Source organism: Haloarcula amylolytica JCM 13557 (assembly GCF_000336615.1).
Classification (GTDB): Archaea; Halobacteriota; Halobacteria; order Halobacteriales; family Haloarculaceae; genus Haloarcula; species Haloarcula amylolytica.
Genome location: NZ_AOLW01000051.1, coordinates 33,060 through 54,803, shown reverse-complemented (window position 1 = coordinate 54,803; position 21,744 = coordinate 33,060). Strand labels below are relative to the sequence as shown.

Here is a 21,744-nt window from a genome sequence, read left to right as displayed (position 1 = left end):
CGATTATCGGCATGGTGGGCCGTTACCCCACCATCTACCTAATCGGCCGCAGCCACATCCTACAGCGCCGGAACGTTTCTAACTCTCGACACTCCAGTCTGAGAGTTATATCCGCTATTGGCCTCAGTTTCCCGAGGTTATCGCGGTCTGTAGGGTAGTTTGGCCACGTGTTACTGAGCTATATGCTACGAGTCTAAACTCGTGCAACTAGCATGGCTAAATCGGACTCCGATAGCAATGGCCTCCGGCAGGATCAACCGGAATGTGCTGATATACATCAGCGGCGGAAGTGGTTGCACTCCGTCGGAAGCAAACACATTGGTTCCTACACCAATGTTGACTACTGCATGGGTCCGTGGGCTCACATCAGATTCCATCTTGACGGCGGACCGCAGGGGTGGAATCCTCATGGGGTGGATCTCGCCGGCCCCAGAAGGGGAAGACGAGATCCTCTCGTAACCCGCACCGACCCAGGTGGCCGGCCGAGCGTGTCGACCCGGGCTCGCTGCCCGGTGCGACCTTCGCATTAGTTCAGAAGACGGGGGAACATATAAATGGATCGTCTCACGACCGCCCTGTGTAGAACACACACGACGCATACGTAACGTGATGCCGTGACACGCATAACCGCAAGACGGCATCCGGGTGTCGGTGATCCAACGTGTATTCGTTCTCGGATCCTGACATGCGGTTCAGTGACCGAGTTCCAGCCAGCCATTATATATCAATTGGGAGTAGTAGGAACTCGACGGTAGACGACTGTAGTGTGCCGGGAGCTAAGACGGAGCAAGGGTCGGGACACTCGACAAGCAAGCAGTCAGACCAGCGACAATTGCTGGTCACAGCAGAGAACTATCTCACCGTCGTCGTGAACCAGGACGCGGTACAGTGGTAAAATTAGGCGGTCAGCGAGTCGATGTGGCCTTCGGCACGGAGCTGATCAGCGTCTTGCCCCTTGTAGCGCCATTCGATGTTGGCCTTCTCGTCTTGCCAGTCCCACGGTTCGGCGAGAACGATGTCGTCCTCGTTAATCCAGGTTCGGAACTTCATCCGGCCCGGTATCCGTCCGAGTCGGGTTTCGCCGTCCTCACAGCGAATGCGGACGTGGTTCCCGCCAAGGTGCTCTGTTACCACTGCAAACATCTCGTCGTTTGTAGGCATGCGGAGATTCCGCCGCCCTGAATCGTCGCTCACAATATAAATACAGTGTCCTCCCGTATAAGTCGTTTGAGAGGCGGGATAGCGTGTACCATGCGGCCGACATAGCGGCCGTGCCACGGCAGGAGCTTGCCGATAGCTACTGGAAATAGTGAACGGTGAAAACGAACTGACGACAGGACGTCGATTCAGTCGGCAGTCAGCGCCTGTGGTTCGTCGGCTTCCTCGGCCATCGAATCCGTCAGTCCGGAAGCGAGCGCAAACACTGCTTCCTTGTGGTCAGTCTTCGATTTGTGGATCGATGTCGGTTTGACACCGAGATCAGCGTACAGATCGTGCTCGACGCTCGTGTCCGCTTCGTGCTCGTAGTGGTGTTGTACCTGCGCGAGAAGGCTGTGAAGGTGAATGAGTTCTTGCTTCTTCATTAGTGTCCAATCTTATGGAGTGGAGGGTAATAGTACTACCTTGCCAACGGCTCACATGCCGCTACCGTTCGGATACGACTCTACCCAATCTCAGATGCAAAGATAGAGCCGTTTACCGGCGTATGAGCGCCTGTATCACGAGTTCCGCCTACGGATCGTAATATTCTGTTTTCCACCCTAATATCGAACAAAACAGAGAATTGCCACTATGTGACTCTTCCTTCATTAGCGGCTAAAGAGAATTGAGGTGCTACTGACCTGCGAAGCGCTCTCAATCATGAAAGACCACGACAATATATTAGTATTCGAACACTTCATACCTGCTGAGCACATACCTATGGCCGTAATGAACTGGAAGCACCCACGAGACAAGACTGCGGCTATGGCGAAACAAGAAGAAGCAAACAGCGGGACGGAGTGGTCATTCATCGCAGCGCTGATGACTGCTGCATAACGGTTTTCTCGCCGTCCAGAACTGAGTCTGACAGCAACGGATCTATGCACTGCAGGCAGAGGCCTTAGGTGATAGTACGGATATCGACCGTCGTATTGTGGACGACAGCGCGGCTGACACCAGTACACTGGTAGGTGTGTGGTTCCGAGTGGCCCGACCAGTTCGACAGTTCCTGCTCGAACAGGCGGTGCCATGCATCCGGATATGCAGTCTCCGAGACGTTGATCGAGACGGTTGTCGCGGACGGTGACTTGCCAGCCTGTGGCGAAATAAGCGTCTTGTTCTGGATAGCGGTCTCGATTGTGACGCGGTTCGACGACGAGAAATCCGTCTGTCCGTCGAGCGAAAGGGCAGAGATGTATACACTGTCACTTCCGGGGCTACACCGGAAGCGGGGTTTCCGTGAAACGACCAGCCCCTCCTGCTGAACCCGGTACACTGCACCGCTGGTGTAGACGATATCAGTCCCCGAATCAGTCTCCCGAACGAACGCTCCGGTCGAAATATTCGTTGACTGTCCGTCGACAGTTACGTTAAGCGTCGACGATCGGATGGAGAGTCCGTGACCCTGGAGTTTCATACTCGTGGTCCGTCGTGGAGCGTCGCCCTGAATGTGGTCGCCCGTGGTTTCCGCGAACCCGACCATCGACGTTTCTGCGACATCGGTTGTCGCCCCCTGTTGGATGGCATCGAACGCCCCAAGCCCACCAAGCGTCACCAGCGCAATCCCAGTAATGATGATACTGAACGTGAGCGTAAACGCGAGCAGGTCGGACACACCACGGTCGTGACCGCTTTGGCTTGACAGCGGCGAAGTCATCCGCGAGTCACCTCCATACAGCCGGCAGTCCGGTTGTACGATACAGCCAGAGGCCCACTGGAGACGACAGATGGGCAGACATTAGTTTCGTTCTCGAATCGGACGACAGCATACCGATTCAGTCCTGATGCGTTCACGTACACACGCGTGCGTGAAGTATCAGGAGAGACCTCGACGTTGTACGACTGATCAGCGATGCGCTCGGGATACATCGCACGGAACGATACTGTCGAGTTGAGAGTGGCAGTGTCGAACGCATCCAAGCGGATCAGGTCGCGCGCGATACCATCGCCAACGTTCTCTAGAGCTTCTTCAGTCACTCGCTCACGCTGTGAGTCGACCATCTGGCTCCCGCCGATGAGGAGGCCGGTCACCAGCAGCGACGTGATACCGATAGTGAGTGCCTGCGTGACCGCCGGCGAGACACCACGGCTGTCAAACAGGAAACGGGTGAGGCTCATCCGTCGTTCACCTCCACCAGTACTGTTCGGTTGTAGCTCGCAGACGGTGTGTCGTAAGTCATGTCGATGGCAGGGACGACTGGATAGTTGACACGAGCAACTGGAGAGGCATAGTTCGAGGACGGGAACGTCCCGTCTGCCGCAAACTGGTACCGCCCTTCGGCCTTATTTCCGTTCTTTATTTCAACTGAGTACGGGGGGTCAAGGCTGTGATAGCTATCGAAAGAACTGCTGTTACTTCCGACAGTGCATGACCCAGCGACAAGGTCGACGTTGACGTCTCCGTTGCCGTGACACTGCGTTTTGCCGTCGACCGTGACGTTGTTTCCACTATCAATTGTACTCGGCTCAACTGACAGTTTCATGTCCTCAGAGCCGTTTCGAATGACGACAGTGAAGGTATTCATCGAGCCGCCGACGACGTCCGCAGTGAGATTGAACACCGCAACGCGAGAGACATCATTCGCAACTAGCCAGTCGTTCTGCGGCCCGCCCGAGGGGTCTGGACGTTGGAACTTGGAGGACGTGCCCGTCTGATTGACTTCGGTACCAAGCGACGCCGACTCGTTCAGCGTCGCGTTGAGATAGGTTCCGCCGCTGCTTGCGACGACCCGGTTGTGCGTTCGCGTGTAGTTCCGAAGCGCGTACTCGTATCGCTCCTCGAATCCATCGAGGCCATCGCCCCGCGTCTGGGCCGCGAGTTGTCTGAGATCGCGCTCGACAGAGGCTTCGCGGTCAGCCGTGCGCTCGATGGTATCCGCGCTTCCGGTGGTCGTAATACCGTCAGTGACCGCGAGACTGTGGGCAAACAGAATCGTACTGAACACGACGATAGCGACAGCAATACCCCCGATCAACAGCAGTTGTCCGCGTTCGTTGGCTACCATACGACCAGACGCACCTCCACGACGTTGTAGACGATAGAGTCGGACTCCGCGTCGGGAGCGAAATACCCGTCGACGGTCGAGAGGGACGGTCCGGTCCCGCTGCAGTCGCCGATTCGGGCGGGCATATCGTCGGTCAGTGTCACCGTTTCGGTCGCGACGGCTGCGTCGGCTGGCCGGTCAGCAACGTTCTCTTCTGTTTCCTGCGAGACGATAGTCGTCTGGCGCGCGTCCGAATCCGAGTCCCAGTAACTGAAGTATAGATTGTATTGGTCGCCCTGGCGGTCGAAGGTCTGGTTCAACATCATCTCGAACTCGGTGGAACTGCCCGTCTGATTGCCGTTGAGTGTCGGCGTTCCGACGCTGTAACACGCCGTCGCGTTGTGCAGCGCTCCGGTTTCTGCCGCCAGTGATAGCGTGTCGCTCGCACGACTCTCCAGTTCTGCTGTCCGCTGCTGGGAACCCGTCTGGAACGGGCCGGTGTCGACTGCCGACAGGCCGTAGACGGTCGCCGTCACAACGACGATGGCCGCGAGAACGCCTTCCAGCGTGTAGGCTTGGCCACGCATCGTTACCACACCCTCACGACGAGCCAGCAGACCGGATCGCACTGGCCGGTTGCGTTGGTCAGTTTCACCACGCGAGACGTCGTTGCGACGTTCGTCCGACCGTCGGCCGACGGTCCCCAAGCGAGTCGCTCGCCATGGTCGTCGACTGCCGGGTCCCGTGTCCCTGCTTTGAGCGATGACGCGTTGACCACCGTTACGTTCACCCGCGGGTTCACGCGGCGCTCCGTCGCGACGTCGAGTCCGGCTTTCTCCTTGAGACCGCTGAGATCTGTGTCCGCGTTGAGGGACGCATTGATCCCACCACTCGTGTTGTAGCGAATGAGGTTCCGCGTCCCGTCGACGGAGTAGTTTTCGACGAGGTACGTCCCCGCCCTGTCCGCAATTGGTTGGTTACGCTGTACGTCTGGGGATTCGTACACGCCGACCGCGCTGCCCTGTACGAAGGCCAATACCCCGATTATCGTCACGAGCAGGACGCTCACCCCTACGGCGAAGTCCTGCGGTGTTTGTGCTCTTGTATCCATGTCCCACACACCCTATTTTCTGTCTGATACGTTCGCTGTCGAACCGCGAGTGGGGCGCTATCCCACGGCGATCCACACCACCAGTGCAATCGTCGACAGGACGACTGCGAACTTTACGCCGGCGACGAGCTTCACTTCCCGAATGTAGCCGGCGATAAACGACGACAACAGCGCCTGCAGCGTCACCGCGTGGAAGAACAGCATCGACAGCAGTTCCGTGTCGACACTGCCACCGAACCCACCGCCGGGCGCGCTCGAACTGCTTGACCCGGAGGCCTGCGTCGCCAGCCCCGACATCACATCGAGGAACTGTGTCTTTAGCAGCGCCATCACGCCCAAAAGCGTCAGGTAGGTCATCAGGATGATGACCGTCTGCATCCGCGTTCGGGACTTGCGCTCCCGTTCAATGTCGTCCTGGTTCTCCGAGGCCTGAGCGGCCGTCGAGAGCACGTCCTGAATCTGGCTGGAGGCCTCCTGTGCCTCCGCGATAAGCTTGACCGTCCGGGCCAGTCGTGGGACGTTGTACTTGTTGTTAAATTCCCGGAGCGCGTCCTTCAGGCTCGTCCCGTAGTTGACCTTCGCGTGAATGGTCTCGAACTCCTCTGAGAGCTTTCCGGAGGACGTCTCGGAGACCACTTTGACTGACTCCAGCAGCGTCATCCCGGTGTCGTTGGCCGACGCGAGTTTCCGGAGGTTCTCCGAGAGTTTCCCGATTATCGCCTTCCGCGAGCGCTGATTCCACTCGTAGAAGATCATCAGCGGGATGAAGTTGATGTACATCGGGACGTACACCCAGAAGAACGTCGAGCGGACCGGGACGGCGATCATCCCATCCAGCGATAACGGAGCCCAGCCGATGACGATAGCCGCGACGATGGCGAGGATGGACAGCGGCACCGTCAGCCACAGCACCAACAGCGGATGGTCACGGAAGAACAGGTCAGGCCGTTTGAGAATGCCGAGAAGTTCGTAAGTCCCTTCCCGGCTCTTGATCCGGTCGAAGACGCTGTAGGTGCCCGTGTAGCTCTCGATGAGCCCGAGGTTGAACACGCCGACACCTTCATCGACGACGAGTTCCTTCTCGCCGGGGCTCGAACGCAGATAGCCGTCCCCGATAGAGTCCTGCGTGACAGTCGAGACGAGGACTAGAAAGCCCAGACCCGTCAGGGGAATCAGCCCATACACGGTGCCGTAGATGAGCGACTTCTGGGCGTTGCCCATCATCGACATGATGACCAGAATGATGATGAGCAGGAGTGGGAACAGCGAGAGCGTCATGTACATCTCGCCGAACAGCTCCAGCGTCTCCAGCATTTTCTCCTGTTCCTGTCGGGCGGTTCGCATGTGCTTTTCCTTCTGGTCTTCGAGGAAGGAAGTCATGTCCCCGCCGGAGTTGATAATAGAGAGCATGTCCGTCAGGAACTGCGACAGTTCGTCCGACGGTGTCTGGAGCGCCTGGTTCCGGACTGCAGTCCGGTAGTCCGTGTCGAAATACTCCGTCTCCAGTACGATAGACTGGAACTCCTGTGCGACCTCACCGTACGTGTCTTCGGCCCGCCCCATCGACTGCAGGATTTCGAGTTGATTGAGCCCGCCCACGGACAGCGCGTACATGAACGAGATCGAGTCGGACAACAAGACGTTGATTTCGCGCTCGCGCGCGCTCGCACGGAAATACGGAATCGAGACAAGCGACCCGAACCCGATACCGAACCCGATGGCACCGAAGACGAAGCCGGTGACGATGACGAGGAAGGGGAGTTTCAGCACGGCCAGAATCTCTGAGACGCTCTCAGACACCGGAATCCCGATGAGCGTCGGCGCTTCCCCACCGGCAAACAGCAACTGGACCAGCAGATAGCCGAGGAACGTGCCGACGAGCCACAGTGCGAGGCCCGCAATGACACCGACCGCGAGCGCGCGTGCGAGGAACATCTCGACGTTGTCGGCCATCCGGGCCTCCGCGAGTTTGTTCTCGACGCTGTTGACGAAGTCGCCCTCGTCGTCGAACACCATCTGGTACGCCGGGTAGAACGTGTCACCGAGGGCACCGCCGCTGCCCACCTGTTGCTGACTCGGTGTGTCGAGGCTCATTCGCTATCTGCCTCCGCTCCGGCCTTCGGAACGAACTGGCCGAAGTCGATGCTGTCTTCGTCAGCGCTTTCCTCGGAATCGTCCATCAGCGCCGAGACGATGTCCGGCGTTTCACGGCTCTTGTAGGTGTTGAACAGCGGCTGTGCGTTGTCGAGCACCTGCTTTGTCTCCTCGACCATCTCCGGCGGCGCGTCCGGCCGGGGCACCATCTCCTCTTTCTCCGGATCGATATCGATCTTGACAGATTCCATCTCCCGGAGGTCCTCGAGCGACAGTTCGAGCTGGTCGTTGGCGATGAGCGTGAGAATGGTGTCGGGGTCGTTGATGAACGCCTGGATGGTCGCCGCGACCTGCGTGTAGGTGTTCAGCCCCTTCTCGATGAGGTACGCGAGGACGACCTTGCGCTTGAACAGTTCCTCGTCGAGTTTATCCTGGGTCCACCCGCGGTCGAACTTGATCTCCTCGAGGGTGTTGGAGTTCCCCATCTGGATGTACTCGTCCGTCTCGGCGCGCCACTCGTAGACGTCCCGGACGTTGATCTCGTCGTTCTCGGCGGAGTACTCGTTGATTTCGGTCAGGGACTTGTTCCGGCGGACCTTGTTGCCGTCGACCCGCGTCTGGGTCTGAATCGACACGAGGTCGAGCGCTGTAAACAGCGTTTTCGAGACGTTGATAGGTTCGGTCGTGAACCGCTTGATGACCTCGCCGACGGAGTCGGCGTGGAACGTGGTGTAGGTGGTGTGGCCGGTCGACATGACCTGGAACAGCGTCCGACCTTCCTCACCACGGATCTCACCCATGACGATGTAGTCCGGGCGCTGACGGAGTGCGGCCTCCAGCAGGTCGAACTCGTCGACGTCGCCCTTGTCGTCCTCACCGAAGGAGGGGCGCGTAACGCTTGCCACCCAGTTCCGCTGTGGCAATTCGACCTCGCGCGTGTCCTCGATAGAGACGATCTTGGAGTTCGACGGGATGAACAGCGAGACGGCGTTCAGGCTCGTCGTCTTCCCCGAGGCAGTACCGCCGGCGAAGATCAGGCTCTTGTTGTTCTCGATACAGAGCCAGAGGAACGCCATCTCGTCCAGCGAGAAGGTGTTCCAGTTGATGAGGTCGATCGGGGTAAAGGGCACGTCCTTGAACTGCCGGATGGTGTAGTTCGTCCCGTGGTCAGACACCTCCCGGCCCAGGGTCAACTGGGCACGCGACCCGTCCGGCAGCGTCGCGTCGACCTGGGGCTGGCGCTTCGAGATACCCTTCCCGGAACGCTGGGCGAGTTTCACGACGAAGTCGTCGAGTTCCCCCTCGCCGTGTTCGACGTTCGAAATAATCTGCTCGTAGTCGGTGTGATAGACGAACACCCGGGAGTTGTATCCGTCACAGGAGATGTCCTCGACGTTGATGTCGTGTTTGACGCCGTCGATGCGCGCGTAGCCGACGAAGTCCCGCTTGAGCATGTACAGCAGCTTCTCGACCTGATACTCGTTCAGCTTCGGGTCGTCGTCTTCGAGGATAGCCGGCTCAGGACGTGTCGAAATGCCGGAAAGTTGGCCCGTGGTTTCACTTTGTGTTTCCTCGTCCAGTCCGAACAGTTCCTTGACCTGCCCGAGAACGCTTTCTTCACCGCTACTGGAGACTGTGCCGTTGTAGAGGTCGTACCGCGAGAGGAGTTGTTCGGCCTCCCGCTGGATGACCTGTGCTCGGTCGGCGTCGGTCCCCTGAACGATCACGTCGTCCTCGGAATACTTGATCGCGGTCTTGAGCTTGCCCGAGAGGAACTCTCGGAGGTCGATCTCGATATCGGTGAGATACGGCTCGATGACGTAGTACTTCTTCTCGTTCTCTTTCCGTGAGTGGAAGATGATGACGCAGGCGTAGGGCTTGTTGACCCAGTATCGTTCCAGTTCGTTGAAGTGAGATTTCTTCGACTGGGGAACGGCTTTTTCGAGGTCGTAGCGGTTGACGACGGTTGTGTGGCCGTCTCGTGTCGAGAAGAACTCGTCTTCGTCCAGTTCCGGATTCACGTCGACGGTGTTTTCGTCGACGTACTCGTGCAGTTCACTGGCGATGTCTTCGGCGGCGGACAGCTTGTTTTCCGTGTGTTCGGGGTCGAAGTTCAGATACTCACTTTCGTCGAAAGGGATGACTTCGCCGTCACTGTCACGGGGGAGACTGCCGTCCTCGTAATAGTACTCCTGTTTGAAATGCTCCCATGTGTAGATGTCTTTCGCGACTGGTGTCGTGGTTGGGTCGAGATACTCCTCGAACGGCGCTTGCAGTGTTTTACCGGCACTTGCCGCGTCTTCGAGACGCTGACTGAGTTCTCTCGGCTCGAAGCCGAGGTACACGCTCCGGTCGAACCGCCCCCCATCGTGTACCTCCCGCCGGAGATCGTCCCATGTGTATTCGCCGACCCGTACAGGCTCGTCAGTCAGGTTCCCCCCACCGTTGACCTGATCTGACTCACCTCCCCCAGTATCATCGATAGCCATTGTTATTCATCTCCAGTTAGGCAGGAAAAAACTTTATCCCCACCAAATGTCGATGAAAAAGAAGTTCCGGTTGTTCGTATCACGGTCTCCTTACGGTAGTAAGTGGACCATACTGAATGTTTCGCCGAGATTAATTGTCAATTAAGGAACGATTCGATCCGGGCCATCGCTTCTTTGAGATCGTCGAGACCGGTCGCGTACGACACTCGCAGGTGGCCCGACCCGCCCTCACCAAAGGCAGTTCCGGGTACGACTGCGACCCGCTTTTCTTGCAGCAGACTCTCGGCGAACTCGCCGGCATCGTCCCATGGACATTCCGGGAACGCGTAGAAGGCTCCAGCCGCCGGGAAGCAGTCCAGTCCCATCTCTTCGAAGCGTGTGAGGACGTACTTCCGTCGGCGGTCGTACTGGGCGGCCATGTCTGTGACCTCGTCGCGGCAGTTGTCCAGCGCCTCGATAGCGGCGTGCTGGGCCGTCGTCGGGGCCGAAAGCATCGAGTACTGATGGATACGGTTCATCGCCTCGATGGCCTCCGGCGGGGCCATCGCGTACCCGAGTCTGAACCCCGTCATGGCGAACGCCTTCGAGAAGCCGTTGAACACGACGGTCCGTTCACGCATCCCAGGGAGGGTAGCGATAGACGTGTGGTCGTGTTCGTACGTGAGGTCGGCGTAGATCTCGTCGGCGAACACGAGCAGATCGTTTTCGCGGCAAAAGGCCGCGACAGACGCCATCTCCTCGGCCGTCATCGTCGCTCCGGTCGGATTGTTCGGGTAGCAGTACACGAGGGCGTCGGCCTCGGCCGCACCGGACGATTCCAGCACCTCTCGGGTGAGTTTGAACTCGTCTTCCGCGCGTGTCGGAACGTCGATAACGTCGATACCGGCGAACGTCGCGCCAGGGATGTACGAGACGTAGCAGGGCTGGGCGATAGCGATCGAGTCACCGGGGTTTAGCAGCGCCCGAAAGGCGAGGTCGAGCCCCTCGCTCGCGCCCGCCGTGACGAGGATTTCCTCGTCCGGGTCGTACTGCAGATTGTGTGTCGACGCCTCGTAGTCCGCGATGCGGTCCCGGAGTTCCCGCTTCCCGCGGTTGGCTGTGTATGATGTCTGGCCGCGTTCGAGCGACGCGATAGCGGCTTCGCGGGCGGCCCATGGGGCCGAGAAGTCCGGTTCCCCGACCCCGAGCGAGATGATGTCGTCCATCTCCTCGGCCAGTTCGAAGAACCGCCTGATACCCGAGGGCGGCACGCTGTCGACCCTGTCCGCTGCTTCGAATGTCATGGTGAGACGGACAGGCGGTCGTCGTCGTCGTGGTCGTCGAACTCCATCCCCTGCTCCTTGTACGACTCCATGATGTAGTGGGTTACCGTCTGCGTGATCTCGGGAATCGGCGCGATTTTGTCGCTGATGAAATGCGACACTTCGCGCATCGAATCGCCCTCGACCTCCAGATCGAAGTCGTAGTCACCGCTGACGAGGCGAAGCGAAGTCACTTCCGGAAACTTCGCGATCCGGTCGGAGATGTCGTCGTAGCTGGTCTCACGGTCCAGCGTGACGTTGAGTTCGACGGTGGCGCGAACGCGCTCCTCGTCGGTCTCGACGGCGTTCCAGTCGACGACTGCCCCGTAGCCGCGGATAACACCTGCCTCCTCGAACTCCTCGATAGCCTCGGCTACCTCGCTCTCGGAGTAATCAGTCAACCGAGCGATGTCCTCGGTCGTGTAGCGAGCGTTCTCCCGTAGCAGGTCGAGTATCTCGCGGCGACTGCTCATACAGTGCCAGGAGAGTGACGCGGACAAAAGCCTTGCTCAATAGTGAGAGAGCATCACACCATTCGGTCGGAAATACACCAGACAGTTTTAATATCTCTGACGGTTAGGTGTCGACTAATGTTCGAAGAGGGTGGCCAGCGGGCTGGTTCTGACACGGGATGGGCACACATCGCGAACCACGACAAGGCGGCGACGGTTATTGACACGATACTCCGCCTCGATGCGGACGAAACGTATACGAAAACGGCCTTGAGCGAAGCAGCCGGTGTGCCGCTGAAGACGCTGTACCTCGACGGGACGCTCGAAGAACTGGTGACGGTCGGATTACTGGAAAAACACGAAGCGGAGGGGAAAGAGACGCTGTTCTCCGTTGACGACGGGAGCGCCGCGTTCGAGGCAGCGAAAGCCTTCGATACTGCGGCAGCGACGTCGGAAGAAGCGGACAGTTGAGCAAAAAGCGGTCGTCTCGGAAGTCCGTGTAGCGCGTCCGTGGACTTTTAGCGGCGACAGTCGTAGTAGGGAGCGATGGTTTCACTCGATTCGGAGTCCGACGTGCTCGGGCGTGGGGACGAAGCACCGCCGTTCGAACTCTCGGGAGCGGACGGGGCGACGTACTCACTGTCGGATTTCGCGGACAGGGACGCGCTACTGGTCGTATTTACCTGCAACCATTGTCCGTACGCGAAAGCGAAGATTGACGAGCTAAACCGGCTCGCGACGGAGTACGACGACCTCGCTGTCGTCGGGATCAATGCCAACGACCCCGAGGAGTACCCCGACGACTCCTTCGAGCGGATGCAGGAACTCGTCGAGCGCGGCGAGATACAGTACGACGCGTATCTGTTCGACAAGACCCAGGAGGTCGCGGCCGCGTACGGCGCCCGCTGTACCCCCGATCCGTTCCTGTTTCACAACGACGGCGGGACGTTCAAACTGGCGTATCACGGCCGCCTCGACGACGCGCCGAACCCGGACGACGAACCCAGCGAGCGGGAGATGGCCGCACACGTCGAAACGTTGCTCGATGGCGACCAGATTACAGCCGCTGAAAAACCGTCCAGAGGCTGTTCGATAAAGTGGAAGCCCGGCAACGAACCGGCGTACTGGGACGCCTGATCGGGGCGGCACAGCGTGAGCAGTGCCTTCGAGACGAGTACGTCGCCCGGAGTGAATCGGTGACCCAGAAGACGTGTGTTAATCAAGACATTCCTAGCTACGGCTACTTTTATGCAGTGGTGAGACAGCCGTCAGCATACATCATCAAAAAGCTCATCCACGGCGCGGAGACGGTCGTCGGCGAGATGCTCGAAGATCGGTCGACCGAGGCTGCCTTCTGGCAACCCAGACCGTAGAGCCCGTCGTTAGATTTCGTCCAGCGACTCGAACCCGCTCCAGCACTCACAGTCGAGGTCGTCGATGGACGTGACCTCGTCCGGAAGCGAACTTATCGGCATCCCGTCGTCAAACTCATCACACTCCTCGATGTGGATAGAAAAGTCGCTACTCGACATGATTGGCATAGTAAGTAATACGCCGTAGTGCTGCAAAAATCCTCGGAATCGAGACGGTCCGGGACACGCCCTGAGAACTGGTCACACAAAGGGCGTCGATCCGGACAGTGTCTCATTTTCGAGCGGTTCCCGATTGAATGTTACCATATATTAAGGGAACGCTTATTTGTTGATGGGTTTATGGTTCCTGGTACGATACAGTACGCAATGAACTCCGGGAGTGGGACAGTGGACCAGCCTCTGAGCGAGGCCGCGTCCGTATTGGTACTGGCACGCGGTTCGAGCGACGCCGAACGAGAGGGGTGTGCCGGATTCCTGACTGAACAAGGAGTCAGTGTCTCGAAGGCCATCTGTGTCACAGTGTCTGAGTCCCCCGATTCCCGCCTCTCGCTGTGGCAGCAGCACCTCGACGACGAGATGCCCGAAGAGGCGATTATCGTCGACGCCGGCAGCGAGTTACCGGCTAACTCGCAGGCAGCGGCGTCTGGCGCATTTCCCTCATTGACGCTTGATACCCTTCCCTCGACAGTGGAGCCGATAGACATCGGGGCGGCCGTCTCTCGCCATCTCGGTCGACTGGAACAGGCAGATGCACCGCTGCTTCTGTGCCTGCATTCGCTTACTGGCCTGCTTGAATCCTGGGAACGCGACCGCGTCATCGCGCTGGTGACTGCGTTGAACCGACAATGTGCCGAGATGGACGTCTCCGGCCACCACCACATGGACCCGGAGGCCCATGCGGAGGAGACAATCGAGATGTTTCGGCCGCTGTATGACGTCGTGTACGAGTACCTCCCGGACCACGGCTGGACCGTCACAGCGTCGAAAGACACGGAGGAGACGCCGACGTTTCGGGACACCGTCACCCCACCCGGCGGCGTCAAGAAAGGCGACCCGGAAGAACCCGAAACGATCCCGATACCGTACTCGTTTGACCAAGTTCTGGAACTGATCTCCGCCCCGCGGCGACGCAGTCTCCTGTATCACCTGAAAGACCGGTCCGAAACCGAGGTCCCGCTCGACGACCTCGTCGACCGCGTCTACGAACGCGAGAAGGCCATCCCAGCCAGAGCGACCCCCAAATCACGCGACGAAGTGGGCGTGTCGCTGGCACACAATCACCTGCCGCGGCTGGACGACCTCGGAATTCTCTCGTACGAGACAGCGGCCAACACTGTCGAGTACTACCCCAATCCGGCGCTGGAATCGGTCATCCAGTACGTCGAGCGCCTCGAACTCGGCTAGCTCCGGTGCGGACCCACTCATTTATGTCACCGCTACCGGCATAGCCCGGTATGGACGAAACCCCGCTTCCCGAGGTCACAGAGCAGTTCGCCCGGACACTGGCGCCAGGCAGCGATGCAGTTATCGAGGAGATGGACGCCAAAGCCGACCGGGAAGGGTTCCCGACGGTCGGCCCCGCAGTCGGTGGCTGGCTTCGCCTCGTTGCCCGGATGGTCGACGCCGACCGTATCTTCGAGTTCGGCTCCGGCTTCGGGTACTCCGCGTACTGGATGGCCCCCGCGGTGTCCGACGACGGGCAGATCGTCCTGACGGAGATTGACGCCGACGAACTGGAGGAGGCCCGCGAGTTCCTCGACCGCGGCGGGTTCGCCGACCGGGCCGCTTTCGAACACGGGGACGCAATCGAAACCGTCGAAGGTTACGACGGCCCGTTCGACGTGGTGCTCATCGACAACGAGAAACACCGCTACGCGGAAGCCTTCGAAGCTGTCCGCCGGAAAGTGCCGGTCGGTGGAGCCGTGGTCGCCGACAATATGATCGAGGCCGGGCCGCTGGAGTTCGAGGAGGTACAGGCGTTGCTGGACGGCGACGACATCGACGCCAACGAAACGAGTCGCGGCATCGCCACCTATCTCGAACGCGTCGGCGACAACCCGGCGTTCGAGACCGGATTGCTGCCGCTCGGCGAGGGCGTCGCTGTGAGCGTCCGCGTGGAGTGAGGATCCCGGTATCGACACGCTCCGATTCTCGCCGACGAAAATGCGGGTGCATAGCTTATGTATGAGGACACACAACTCAGCGGCAACGCTGGTCCTAACGAATGAGTCTGATGATAGATATTCGGAAGCTCGGGTTGTTCAATCAGATGGCTAAAGAGGGCGGTAACACCGTTGCGAACCACCTCAGCCAGATGACAGGGATGGAGACGGAGATGGAGATCACGAAGATCAACTTCATCGATATCCCGGATATCAAAACACACGTCGGCGACGAGAAGCAGATCGGTATCAGTATCGAGATGGTCGAAAAGCCCCACGGGCACATCCTATTCCTGTTCAACGCCGCCAGTGCGAAGGACCTCGCCACCGGGATGATCGGCGATATGGGGGAAACGGACCCCAACGCGGACGGCTTCACCGACATGGAGCGATCGGCGATTCAGGAGATCGGCAACATCATGACCAGCGGCTTCATCGACGGCTGGGCAAACGTCCTCGATACGACCATCGACATCTCTACGCCGAACTTCACGTTCGGCCCCGGGAGTGGGATGGTTGACCAGCTCGTCGGCGACCGGGACAACGAGATGGCGCTGATGTTCGATTCCCGCGTCCACGCGCTGGAGTCTAACATCAACGTGAAAGTGTACACGTTTCCGGAACTGGAAGAACTGGTCGACCTGATGCAGGAAATCGAAGTGTAAGCAGACGTGTGCGAACGGGGCGGCGAGCACTGCGGATGAACTCCTTTTCCCTCATGAAAGATTTAGCAGTGTTTCTTGTATCGTGAGCCCCTGCATCATGATATGCCAGGAGGCAGCCCGCAAACTCTACGACCGTTCCTGTGGCGTGCAGAAACACTGTATCCGGACACGGAAGTCGTCTCTCGTACCCACGAAGGTATCGTCCGTCACGACTACGCCGAATACGCCGAACGGACGGCGCAGCTAGCGAACGCGATCGAGGAAGCCGGCTACGGCGACGGCGAACGGCTCGGGACGTTCTGCTGGAACCACAGCCGGCACTTCGAGACGTACTTCGGGGTACCGGGAACCGGTGCGCAGCTACACACTATCAACCCGCTCCTGCCCGACGAACACATCCAGTACATCGTCAGCGACGCACAGGACGAGCTCATTTTCGTCGACGAATCGCTCCTGCCGAAGCTCGAAGGTGCCGCCGCCGATGACCCCGAGTCCTTCGAAACGGTCGAGCAGTTCATCGTGATGAGCGAGTCCGTCCCCGAGACGGACCTCGATGCCGTCGCCTACGAGTCGTTCATCGCCGACCAGCCGACGGAGTACGACTGGCCCGAACTGGAGGGAGAACGGCCCGCAGGCCTCTGTTACACCTCCGGCACGACCGGACGGCCGAAAGGCGTCGAGTACACCCAGCAGATGCTGTGGAGCCACACGATGGCGATTCAGTCACCACAGGGGATTCCACTCGACGACGACGACGTCATGATGCCCGTCGTCCCGATGTTCCACGTCAACGCGTGGGGACTCCCGTTTTCCGCAACTGCGGGCGGGGCCAAGCACGTCTACCCCGGTCCACAGCCGGAACCGGCAGACCTCGCGAAGCTCATCGAAGAGGAGGACGTCACCGTCACCGCCGGCGTCCCGACCGTCTGGCTGGGACTGATGGAGTACATCAAGGAAAACGACGTCGACCTCTCGTCGCTCGAACGGCTCATCGTCGGCGGCAGCGCCGCGCCCGAAGCGATGATCCGATTCTTCGACGACCGCGACGTGGAACTCGTCCACGCCTGGGGGATGACCGAGACGGCCCCGGTGGGTGCGGTGGCGTCTCTGCGGAGCGACCTGGAGGACGCCGACTACCAGACGCAACTGGACAAGCGGGCGAAGCAGGGACTCATCGCGCCCGGGCTGGAGTTCCGTGTCATCGACGACAACGGCAACGAGGTCCCGCACAACGGGGAGGACTTCGGCGAACTCCACATCCGCGGGCCGTGGGTGACGACGGAGTACTTCAAGCGGCCGGAAGCGAACGAACAGGAGTTCGAGGACGGCTATCTGAAGACCGGCGACGTGGTGTCCGTCGACGAGGACGGCTACATCAAGATCGTCGACCGGGCGAAAGACGTCATCAAGAGCGGTGGCGAGTGGATCTCCTCGCTCGAACTGGAAAACGAACTGATAGCCCACGACGACGTGAACGAAGCGGCGGTCATCGGTGTCCCGCACGAGCGCTGGCAGGAGCGCCCACTCGCGATGATCGTTCCGACGGCCGACGCCGACGAGGAGACGCTCGGTGATGAGCTCCGGGAGCACATCCTCGATTCCTACCCCAAGTGGTGGGTGCCGGACAACTTCGTCACCATCGACGAGGTCCCGAAGACGGCAACCGGGAAGTTCGACAAGAAGTCGCTCCGCGACGAGTACGCCGACGAATCACTCGTCGAGGGCCGCGTCCCCGACGACGCCGCACCGGAATAGGGGAGCAAGCTCGTCTCCGGCGAGCTAACGGTTACTGGACGCCAGTGACGAGATTCCGGACTTCGGTCCGATAGGTGTCGGGCTGGAGTCCGAGGTCGACATCGACGGTGACCGTAATGCCGTCACTCAGGGCGTTTTCGACGACCTGCTCGAAGTTCTGTGCCGGGTACGCGCCCCCGGAGATGACGACGAAATCGCCGTGGTGCCAGACGGCGAACATCGCCGAGATGTCGATGTCGCTGGCCGGTATCTCGACAGCCTCGTTCTCGGTCACGTCGAACGAAATCCCCTCGAAGGGGTACACGGCGGACAGTTCGACCGTCTCGGCCGTCTCGCCGGTGTCGATATCGATGGTTCCCTCGCCGGTTTTCTCGATGTCGGTCAGTCCCTGGGCCTCCATCTGCTGTTCGAAGCTGTCGCGGGCGTTCGTTCTGACTTCCGCCAGCAGTTCCTTGCGACCTACGCCAGCCGGGAGATTGTCCAGATCGGGGCTGAAGTCGACGCGGGTGGCGAAAAACACGGAGAGCGCAGTCTGGACCTGATCGAGGGTACGACTGGCGACGCGTTCCTGTAGCTGTTCGTCGACGTACTGGACCGTACTGGAGACAGCCTCGACCGAGACCGGGCCGTAGCTCCGGTCGAACACTGTTTCCGAGGACTGGTCCGTTCGCGTCCAGCCGCCGTCTTCGAGGCGCTGTTTCGGAACGTCCGGTGGCGGTGCCTCGGCCGCGGCCAGAAACGAACATCCCGCAAGCCCGGCGGTTCCGAGGGTGGCTCCGGCAAGCAGGTAGTCTCGACGGTTCATGCCCGAGGAAGGCCACAGCCATGGAAAAGCGTGCTGGCCGATTATCAGGAGTTTCCGGGAAACAACTATGGCGGTGTTTGGCAGAGTTCCACGGAGTATATCAGTACACAAACCATGATAGTCCCCATGGATCTGCTATCCGAGAAACTCGTTCCGGAGCACGCACGCGAGGTCAAGGAGGAGGCTCGGGAGTTCGCCGCGGAGCACATCGAACCAGTCGCCGGTGAGTACTACGCGTCCGGGGAGTATCCCTGGGATGTGCTCGAAGCAGCCAGGGAGGCCGGCCTCGTCGCACAGGATATCGGCGAGGAGTGGGGCGGGAGCGGCTACGACCTCCAGCAGATGCTTGCGATGGCGGAGGAGCTGTACAAGGCCGACGCAGGGATCGCGCTGACGATCCAGCTCGCCAGCTTCGGGGCAGAGATCGTCGAGGACCACGGCGCGGACTGGCAGAAAGAGGAGTTCCTCGAGCCCGTCGCCACCGGCGACCAGCTTACCGGCCTCGCCGTCTCCGAGCCAGAGACGGGGAGCGACCTCGCCGGGATGACGACAGCCGCCGAGAAGGACGGCGACGAGTGGGTACTCAACGGCGAAAAGTACTGGATCGGCAACGGTGTCGAGGCCGACTGGGTGACGCTGTACGCCAAGACCGGTGACGATCCGAACGACCGCTACGGGAACTACTCGATGTTTATCGTCCCGACGGACGCCGACGGCTACCACGCCGAACACATCCCCGAGAAGATGGGCTTCCGGGCCTCCAAGCAGGCTCACATCGTGCTCGACGACTGCCGGATTCCGGAGGAGAACCTGATCGGCGTCGAAGGGGCCGGCTTCTACATGCTCGCCGAGTTCTTCAATCACGGCCGCGTCGTCGTCGGCGGCCACGGCATCGGCCTCGCCGCGGCGGCCATCGAGGAAGCCTGGGAGTTCGTCCACGACCGCGAGGCCTTCGGCAAGACCGTCGACGAGTTCCAAGCGGTCCAGCACAAACTGGCCGACATGCAACTCGGTCTCCAGTCCGCCCGAACGCTCACCTGGCACGCGGCCGAACGCGTCGCCAACCAGGAAAACGCCGGCTACTGGGCCGCACTGGCAAAGACCAATGCGACCGAAGCCGCGATGGACTGTGCGGAGAAAGGAATGCAACTACACGGGGGCCGGTCGGTGCTGACGGAGAACCGCATCTCCCGCGTGTACCGCGACGTCCGGATTCCGGTCATCTACGAAGGGGCCAACGACATCCAGCGGAACCTCATCTACAAGCAGGCCCCGATGTAACCGAGAGGGCTCAGTCGATCACTGTCGATTGGTTGATTGCGTCGCAAACGACGTATTTTTCGCTGGAACACCACCCTACGAGTGTTCTGACAGCCCTATACAAACGATCCGACACCACCCTACAAGTGTTCTATCACCCCCTACAAGTGTTCTATCACCACCCTGCAAGTGTTTCCAGTACGACTACAACCGGACCAGAACAGTGGACAGGTGTTCACACACCACCCTGCAAGTGTTCGCACGGGGTATGCGTCGTACGGGGGTGCGCGAGCGTCTGAGATTCCCGAAAACACCACCCTGCAAGTGTTTTTGAGACGTTGTTCGGAGTTCCGATGCACCACTCTAACACCACCGTGCAAGTGTTTCCCGCACTGGGAGCGACAGACGAGAGCCCACGGGAACACCACCCTGCAAGTGTTCAGAAAAGCCCGTTTTGAGCGGTTTTCCCGGTGAATTGGTGTTGACACCACCCTGCAAGTGTTTTCGAAACGGAATACCGGGAGGCTGTGGTGGAAACGGACGGACACACCGGTCTGCAAGTGTTCTACACACTGCAGCGGAGGGTAACTGCCACACAATCGCTCGGTAGCACTCCGGGTTCAGGTCTATGTTGGCACACACACCACCCTGCAACTGTTCTGGACGGCACAATAGAGGAACTGCCACTGAACACACACACACACACCACCGTGCAAGTGTTCTGCCGTGTGAGCCGGTGGGGGGAGGGGAGCAAATACGCTGGCTACGTGAACTGCCAGAGGTTCTGTTGCTCGTCGTCGGTCGTGTCCGGTGCCTCGAACTCGGTCGCCTCGTCTTCCAGATAGTGTTCGAGTATCCCGTTGACGTTGCTCGGCACGGCATCGCTGTAGGATGACTGGAGCGCGGCGTTGATGATATCGGTCGCGTCGTCGGTGACCTCGTAGATGTACTTGCGCCCGCCCTTGCGACCGAGGTTGCGTTCGGCCGAACGGACCAGCCCTTGCATGGAAAGCTGGTCGAGGAACTCGTAGATCTTGCGCTCGGATTTCACGCGGCGGCCGCTCGACTCCGCAATCGAGGAGTAGAGGTTGTAGATCCGCTTCGTCGACGCCTCGTGTTTCGGTTCGATGAGCGCAAGCGTCGTCGCGAGATACGTCAACGCCTGCTGTGAACTCAGGTCGTGCTCGAAGTAATCCAGCAGTTCGTCGGTTTCGATAGTGTCTGTCGCCCGTCGCGTATGCGCTTCTGTGACACCATCCGCGCCCTCCATCCGCGCGTACTCCCCGGCCTTTTCGAGGATTCGGAGTCCCTGCCGAACGTCGCCCCGTTCCTGTGCCGAGAAGGCCGCCGCCAGCGGAACGACGTCTTCGCCGAGCACGTCCTCCCGGAACGCGATGTCGGCGTAGTAGCCCAGAATGTCCCGGAGTTCGGTCGCGTCGTACGGGCCGAACTTGATCTCTCGCTCCCCGAGCGTCGATTTCACTTTGGGTTCCAGCACGTCGACGAACTTGAGGTCGTTCGAAATCCCGATGAGTCCGACCTTTGCATCGGTGATCGGCGTGTTCTCGTTCGCTTCGGCCCGCGGCAGTTCATACAGGAAGTCGTTCCGCGCGTCCGCCGGAATGTTGTCGATCTCGTCCAGAATAATGAGGACGTTCCCACCCACGGCCTCGATCTCCTCGTAGAGGAACTCGAAGACGCTGTCAGTGCTGTAGCCGCTCTCGGGGAGCTGGTTCTCCGGATCTCGGAACTCGTTGACGAGCGTGTTGACCAGCGCGTACGCCGACCGGTAGTTCCGGCAGTTTATCGGACCGACAACGGTGAGCGGGATGTCCTCGGCCTCGGCCTTCTCTTCGAGTTTGTCCCGTACCCACTTCGTAACGGCAGTCTTTCCGACCCCCGTTGGGCCGTAGACGAAGACGTTGTTGGGGTCGTGGCCGACGATGACGTCCTGAAGCGCGTTGATGTAGAACTCGATCTCCTCGTCGCGGTGAAAGATCGTATCCGGCGTGAACGTGTCTTTTTTCAGCGGTTGCTTTCGTTCGAAGATCGCGTCAGTCCCATCGAACGGGTTCTCGTTCACGTCGACCATC

Annotated in this window: 22 protein-coding genes and 1 rRNA gene; 8 read left to right on the top strand and 15 right to left on the bottom strand. The window is 59.8% G+C overall.

Going from position 1 to position 21,744, the window contains the following annotated elements; all coding sequences use genetic code 11:
- From C442_RS19270 to C442_RS19260, 3 genes are all read right to left on the bottom strand, one after another.
- Window positions 1–264: ribosomal RNA gene (locus C442_RS19270) — 16S ribosomal RNA — on the bottom strand; the annotation flags it as partial.
- A 633-nt stretch (window positions 265–897) separates the two neighbouring features.
- Window positions 898–1,194, bottom strand: coding sequence for a translation initiation factor eIF-1A (locus tag C442_RS19265; protein ID WP_044951882.1), 297 nt, complete (start codon window positions 1,192–1,194; stop codon window positions 898–900).
- 152 nt (window positions 1,195–1,346) lie between these two features.
- Complete coding sequence (locus C442_RS19260) at window positions 1,347–1,583, bottom strand: UPF0058 family protein (protein ID WP_008313394.1); 237 nt, start codon at window positions 1,581–1,583, stop codon at window positions 1,347–1,349.
- A gap of 277 nt (window positions 1,584–1,860) precedes the next feature.
- On the opposite strand from C442_RS19260, the gene C442_RS22345 reads away from it, so the two are divergent.
- Entirely contained in the window at window positions 1,861–2,037 is a 177-nt protein-coding gene (locus tag C442_RS22345; RefSeq protein WP_008313392.1) for a hypothetical protein, read from the top strand.
- Between the two features lie 64 nt (window positions 2,038–2,101).
- On the opposite strand, the gene C442_RS19255 is transcribed toward C442_RS22345, so the two are convergent.
- The 9 genes from C442_RS19255 to C442_RS19215 all read right to left on the bottom strand — a co-directional run bounded on the left by C442_RS19255 (window position 2,102) and on the right by C442_RS19215 (window position 11,652).
- Complete coding sequence (locus C442_RS19255; protein ID WP_049943110.1) at window positions 2,102–2,857, bottom strand: DUF7289 family protein; 756 nt, start codon at window positions 2,855–2,857, stop codon at window positions 2,102–2,104.
- Window positions 2,854–3,318 (bottom strand): DUF7266 family protein, encoded by a 465-nt coding sequence (locus tag C442_RS19250; RefSeq protein ID WP_008313388.1) that lies wholly within the window; start codon window positions 3,316–3,318, stop codon window positions 2,854–2,856. The genes C442_RS19255 and C442_RS19250 overlap by 4 nt, the downstream gene beginning before the upstream one ends.
- Window positions 3,315–4,205, bottom strand: a complete 891-nt coding sequence (locus tag C442_RS19245; protein ID WP_008313386.1) for a hypothetical protein — start codon at window positions 4,203–4,205, stop codon at window positions 3,315–3,317. Before C442_RS19245 ends, C442_RS19250 begins: the two co-directional genes overlap by 4 nt.
- Window positions 4,199–4,771, bottom strand: coding sequence for a DUF7288 family protein (locus C442_RS19240; RefSeq protein ID WP_008313384.1), 573 nt, complete (start codon window positions 4,769–4,771; stop codon window positions 4,199–4,201). The genes C442_RS19245 and C442_RS19240 overlap by 7 nt, the downstream gene beginning before the upstream one ends.
- Window positions 4,772–4,773: 2 nt before the next feature.
- A complete protein-coding gene (locus C442_RS19235; protein WP_008313381.1) occupies window positions 4,774–5,295 on the bottom strand; it encodes a DUF7287 family protein in 522 nt (173 codons plus the stop codon).
- A gap of 57 nt (window positions 5,296–5,352) precedes the next feature.
- A complete protein-coding gene (locus C442_RS19230) occupies window positions 5,353–7,389 on the bottom strand; it encodes a type II secretion system F family protein (protein ID WP_008313379.1) in 2,037 nt (678 codons plus the stop codon).
- A complete protein-coding gene (locus C442_RS19225) occupies window positions 7,386–9,878 on the bottom strand; it encodes a type II/IV secretion system ATPase subunit (RefSeq protein ID WP_008313377.1) in 2,493 nt (830 codons plus the stop codon). Before C442_RS19225 ends, C442_RS19230 begins: the two co-directional genes overlap by 4 nt.
- Before the next feature lie 137 nt (window positions 9,879–10,015).
- Window positions 10,016–11,161 (bottom strand): pyridoxal phosphate-dependent aminotransferase, encoded by a 1,146-nt coding sequence (locus C442_RS19220; RefSeq protein ID WP_008313375.1) that lies wholly within the window; start codon window positions 11,159–11,161, stop codon window positions 10,016–10,018.
- Complete coding sequence (locus C442_RS19215) at window positions 11,158–11,652, bottom strand: Lrp/AsnC family transcriptional regulator (RefSeq protein WP_008313373.1); 495 nt, start codon at window positions 11,650–11,652, stop codon at window positions 11,158–11,160. The genes C442_RS19220 and C442_RS19215 overlap by 4 nt, the downstream gene beginning before the upstream one ends.
- A 117-nt stretch (window positions 11,653–11,769) precedes the next feature.
- Between C442_RS19215 and C442_RS19210 the strand changes: the two genes are divergently transcribed.
- Both C442_RS19210 and C442_RS19205 read left to right on the top strand, forming a co-directional pair.
- On the top strand, window positions 11,770–12,102 hold the full coding sequence (locus tag C442_RS19210; protein ID WP_008313371.1) for a hypothetical protein: 333 nt from the start codon (window positions 11,770–11,772) through the stop codon (window positions 12,100–12,102).
- Between the two features lie 75 nt (window positions 12,103–12,177).
- Window positions 12,178–12,768 (top strand): thioredoxin family protein, encoded by a 591-nt coding sequence (locus tag C442_RS19205; protein WP_008313369.1) that lies wholly within the window; start codon window positions 12,178–12,180, stop codon window positions 12,766–12,768.
- 245 nt (window positions 12,769–13,013) lie between these two features.
- Here C442_RS19205 and C442_RS22340 read toward each other — a convergent pair whose 3' ends face one another.
- A complete protein-coding gene (locus C442_RS22340) occupies window positions 13,014–13,172 on the bottom strand; it encodes a hypothetical protein (RefSeq protein ID WP_014040640.1) in 159 nt (52 codons plus the stop codon).
- 198 nt (window positions 13,173–13,370) lie between these two features.
- Here C442_RS22340 and C442_RS19200 point away from each other — a divergent pair, with 198 nt between their 5' ends.
- From C442_RS19200 to C442_RS19185, 4 genes are all read left to right on the top strand, one after another.
- Window positions 13,371–14,408: a DUF7504 family protein gene (locus C442_RS19200; protein ID WP_008313362.1), complete on the top strand. Its 1,038-nt coding sequence runs from the start codon at window positions 13,371–13,373 to the stop codon at window positions 14,406–14,408.
- 50 nt (window positions 14,409–14,458) lie between these two features.
- The gene (locus C442_RS19195; RefSeq protein WP_008313361.1) at window positions 14,459–15,127 is read left to right on the top strand and encodes an O-methyltransferase; all 669 of its coding nucleotides are present in this window, start codon (window positions 14,459–14,461) and stop codon (window positions 15,125–15,127) included.
- A 101-nt stretch (window positions 15,128–15,228) separates the two neighbouring features.
- Window positions 15,229–15,831, top strand: a complete 603-nt coding sequence (locus tag C442_RS19190; protein WP_023843310.1) for a chemotaxis protein CheC — start codon at window positions 15,229–15,231, stop codon at window positions 15,829–15,831.
- A gap of 102 nt (window positions 15,832–15,933) precedes the next feature.
- Window positions 15,934–17,586, top strand: coding sequence for a long-chain fatty acid--CoA ligase (locus C442_RS19185; protein ID WP_008313357.1), 1,653 nt, complete (start codon window positions 15,934–15,936; stop codon window positions 17,584–17,586).
- A 31-nt stretch (window positions 17,587–17,617) separates the two neighbouring features.
- Here C442_RS19185 and C442_RS19180 read toward each other — a convergent pair whose 3' ends face one another.
- Entirely contained in the window at window positions 17,618–18,391 is a 774-nt protein-coding gene (locus C442_RS19180; protein ID WP_008313355.1) for a DUF6517 family protein, read from the bottom strand.
- A 126-nt stretch (window positions 18,392–18,517) separates the two neighbouring features.
- Here C442_RS19180 and C442_RS19175 point away from each other — a divergent pair, with 126 nt between their 5' ends.
- Window positions 18,518–19,672, top strand: coding sequence for an acyl-CoA dehydrogenase family protein (locus C442_RS19175; protein ID WP_008313353.1), 1,155 nt, complete (start codon window positions 18,518–18,520; stop codon window positions 19,670–19,672).
- A 742-nt stretch (window positions 19,673–20,414) separates the two neighbouring features.
- On the opposite strand, the gene C442_RS19170 is transcribed toward C442_RS19175, so the two are convergent.
- A complete protein-coding gene (locus C442_RS19170; protein ID WP_008313351.1) occupies window positions 20,415–21,743 on the bottom strand; it encodes a Cdc6/Cdc18 family protein in 1,329 nt (442 codons plus the stop codon).
- Window position 21,744: the final 1 nt, after the last annotated feature.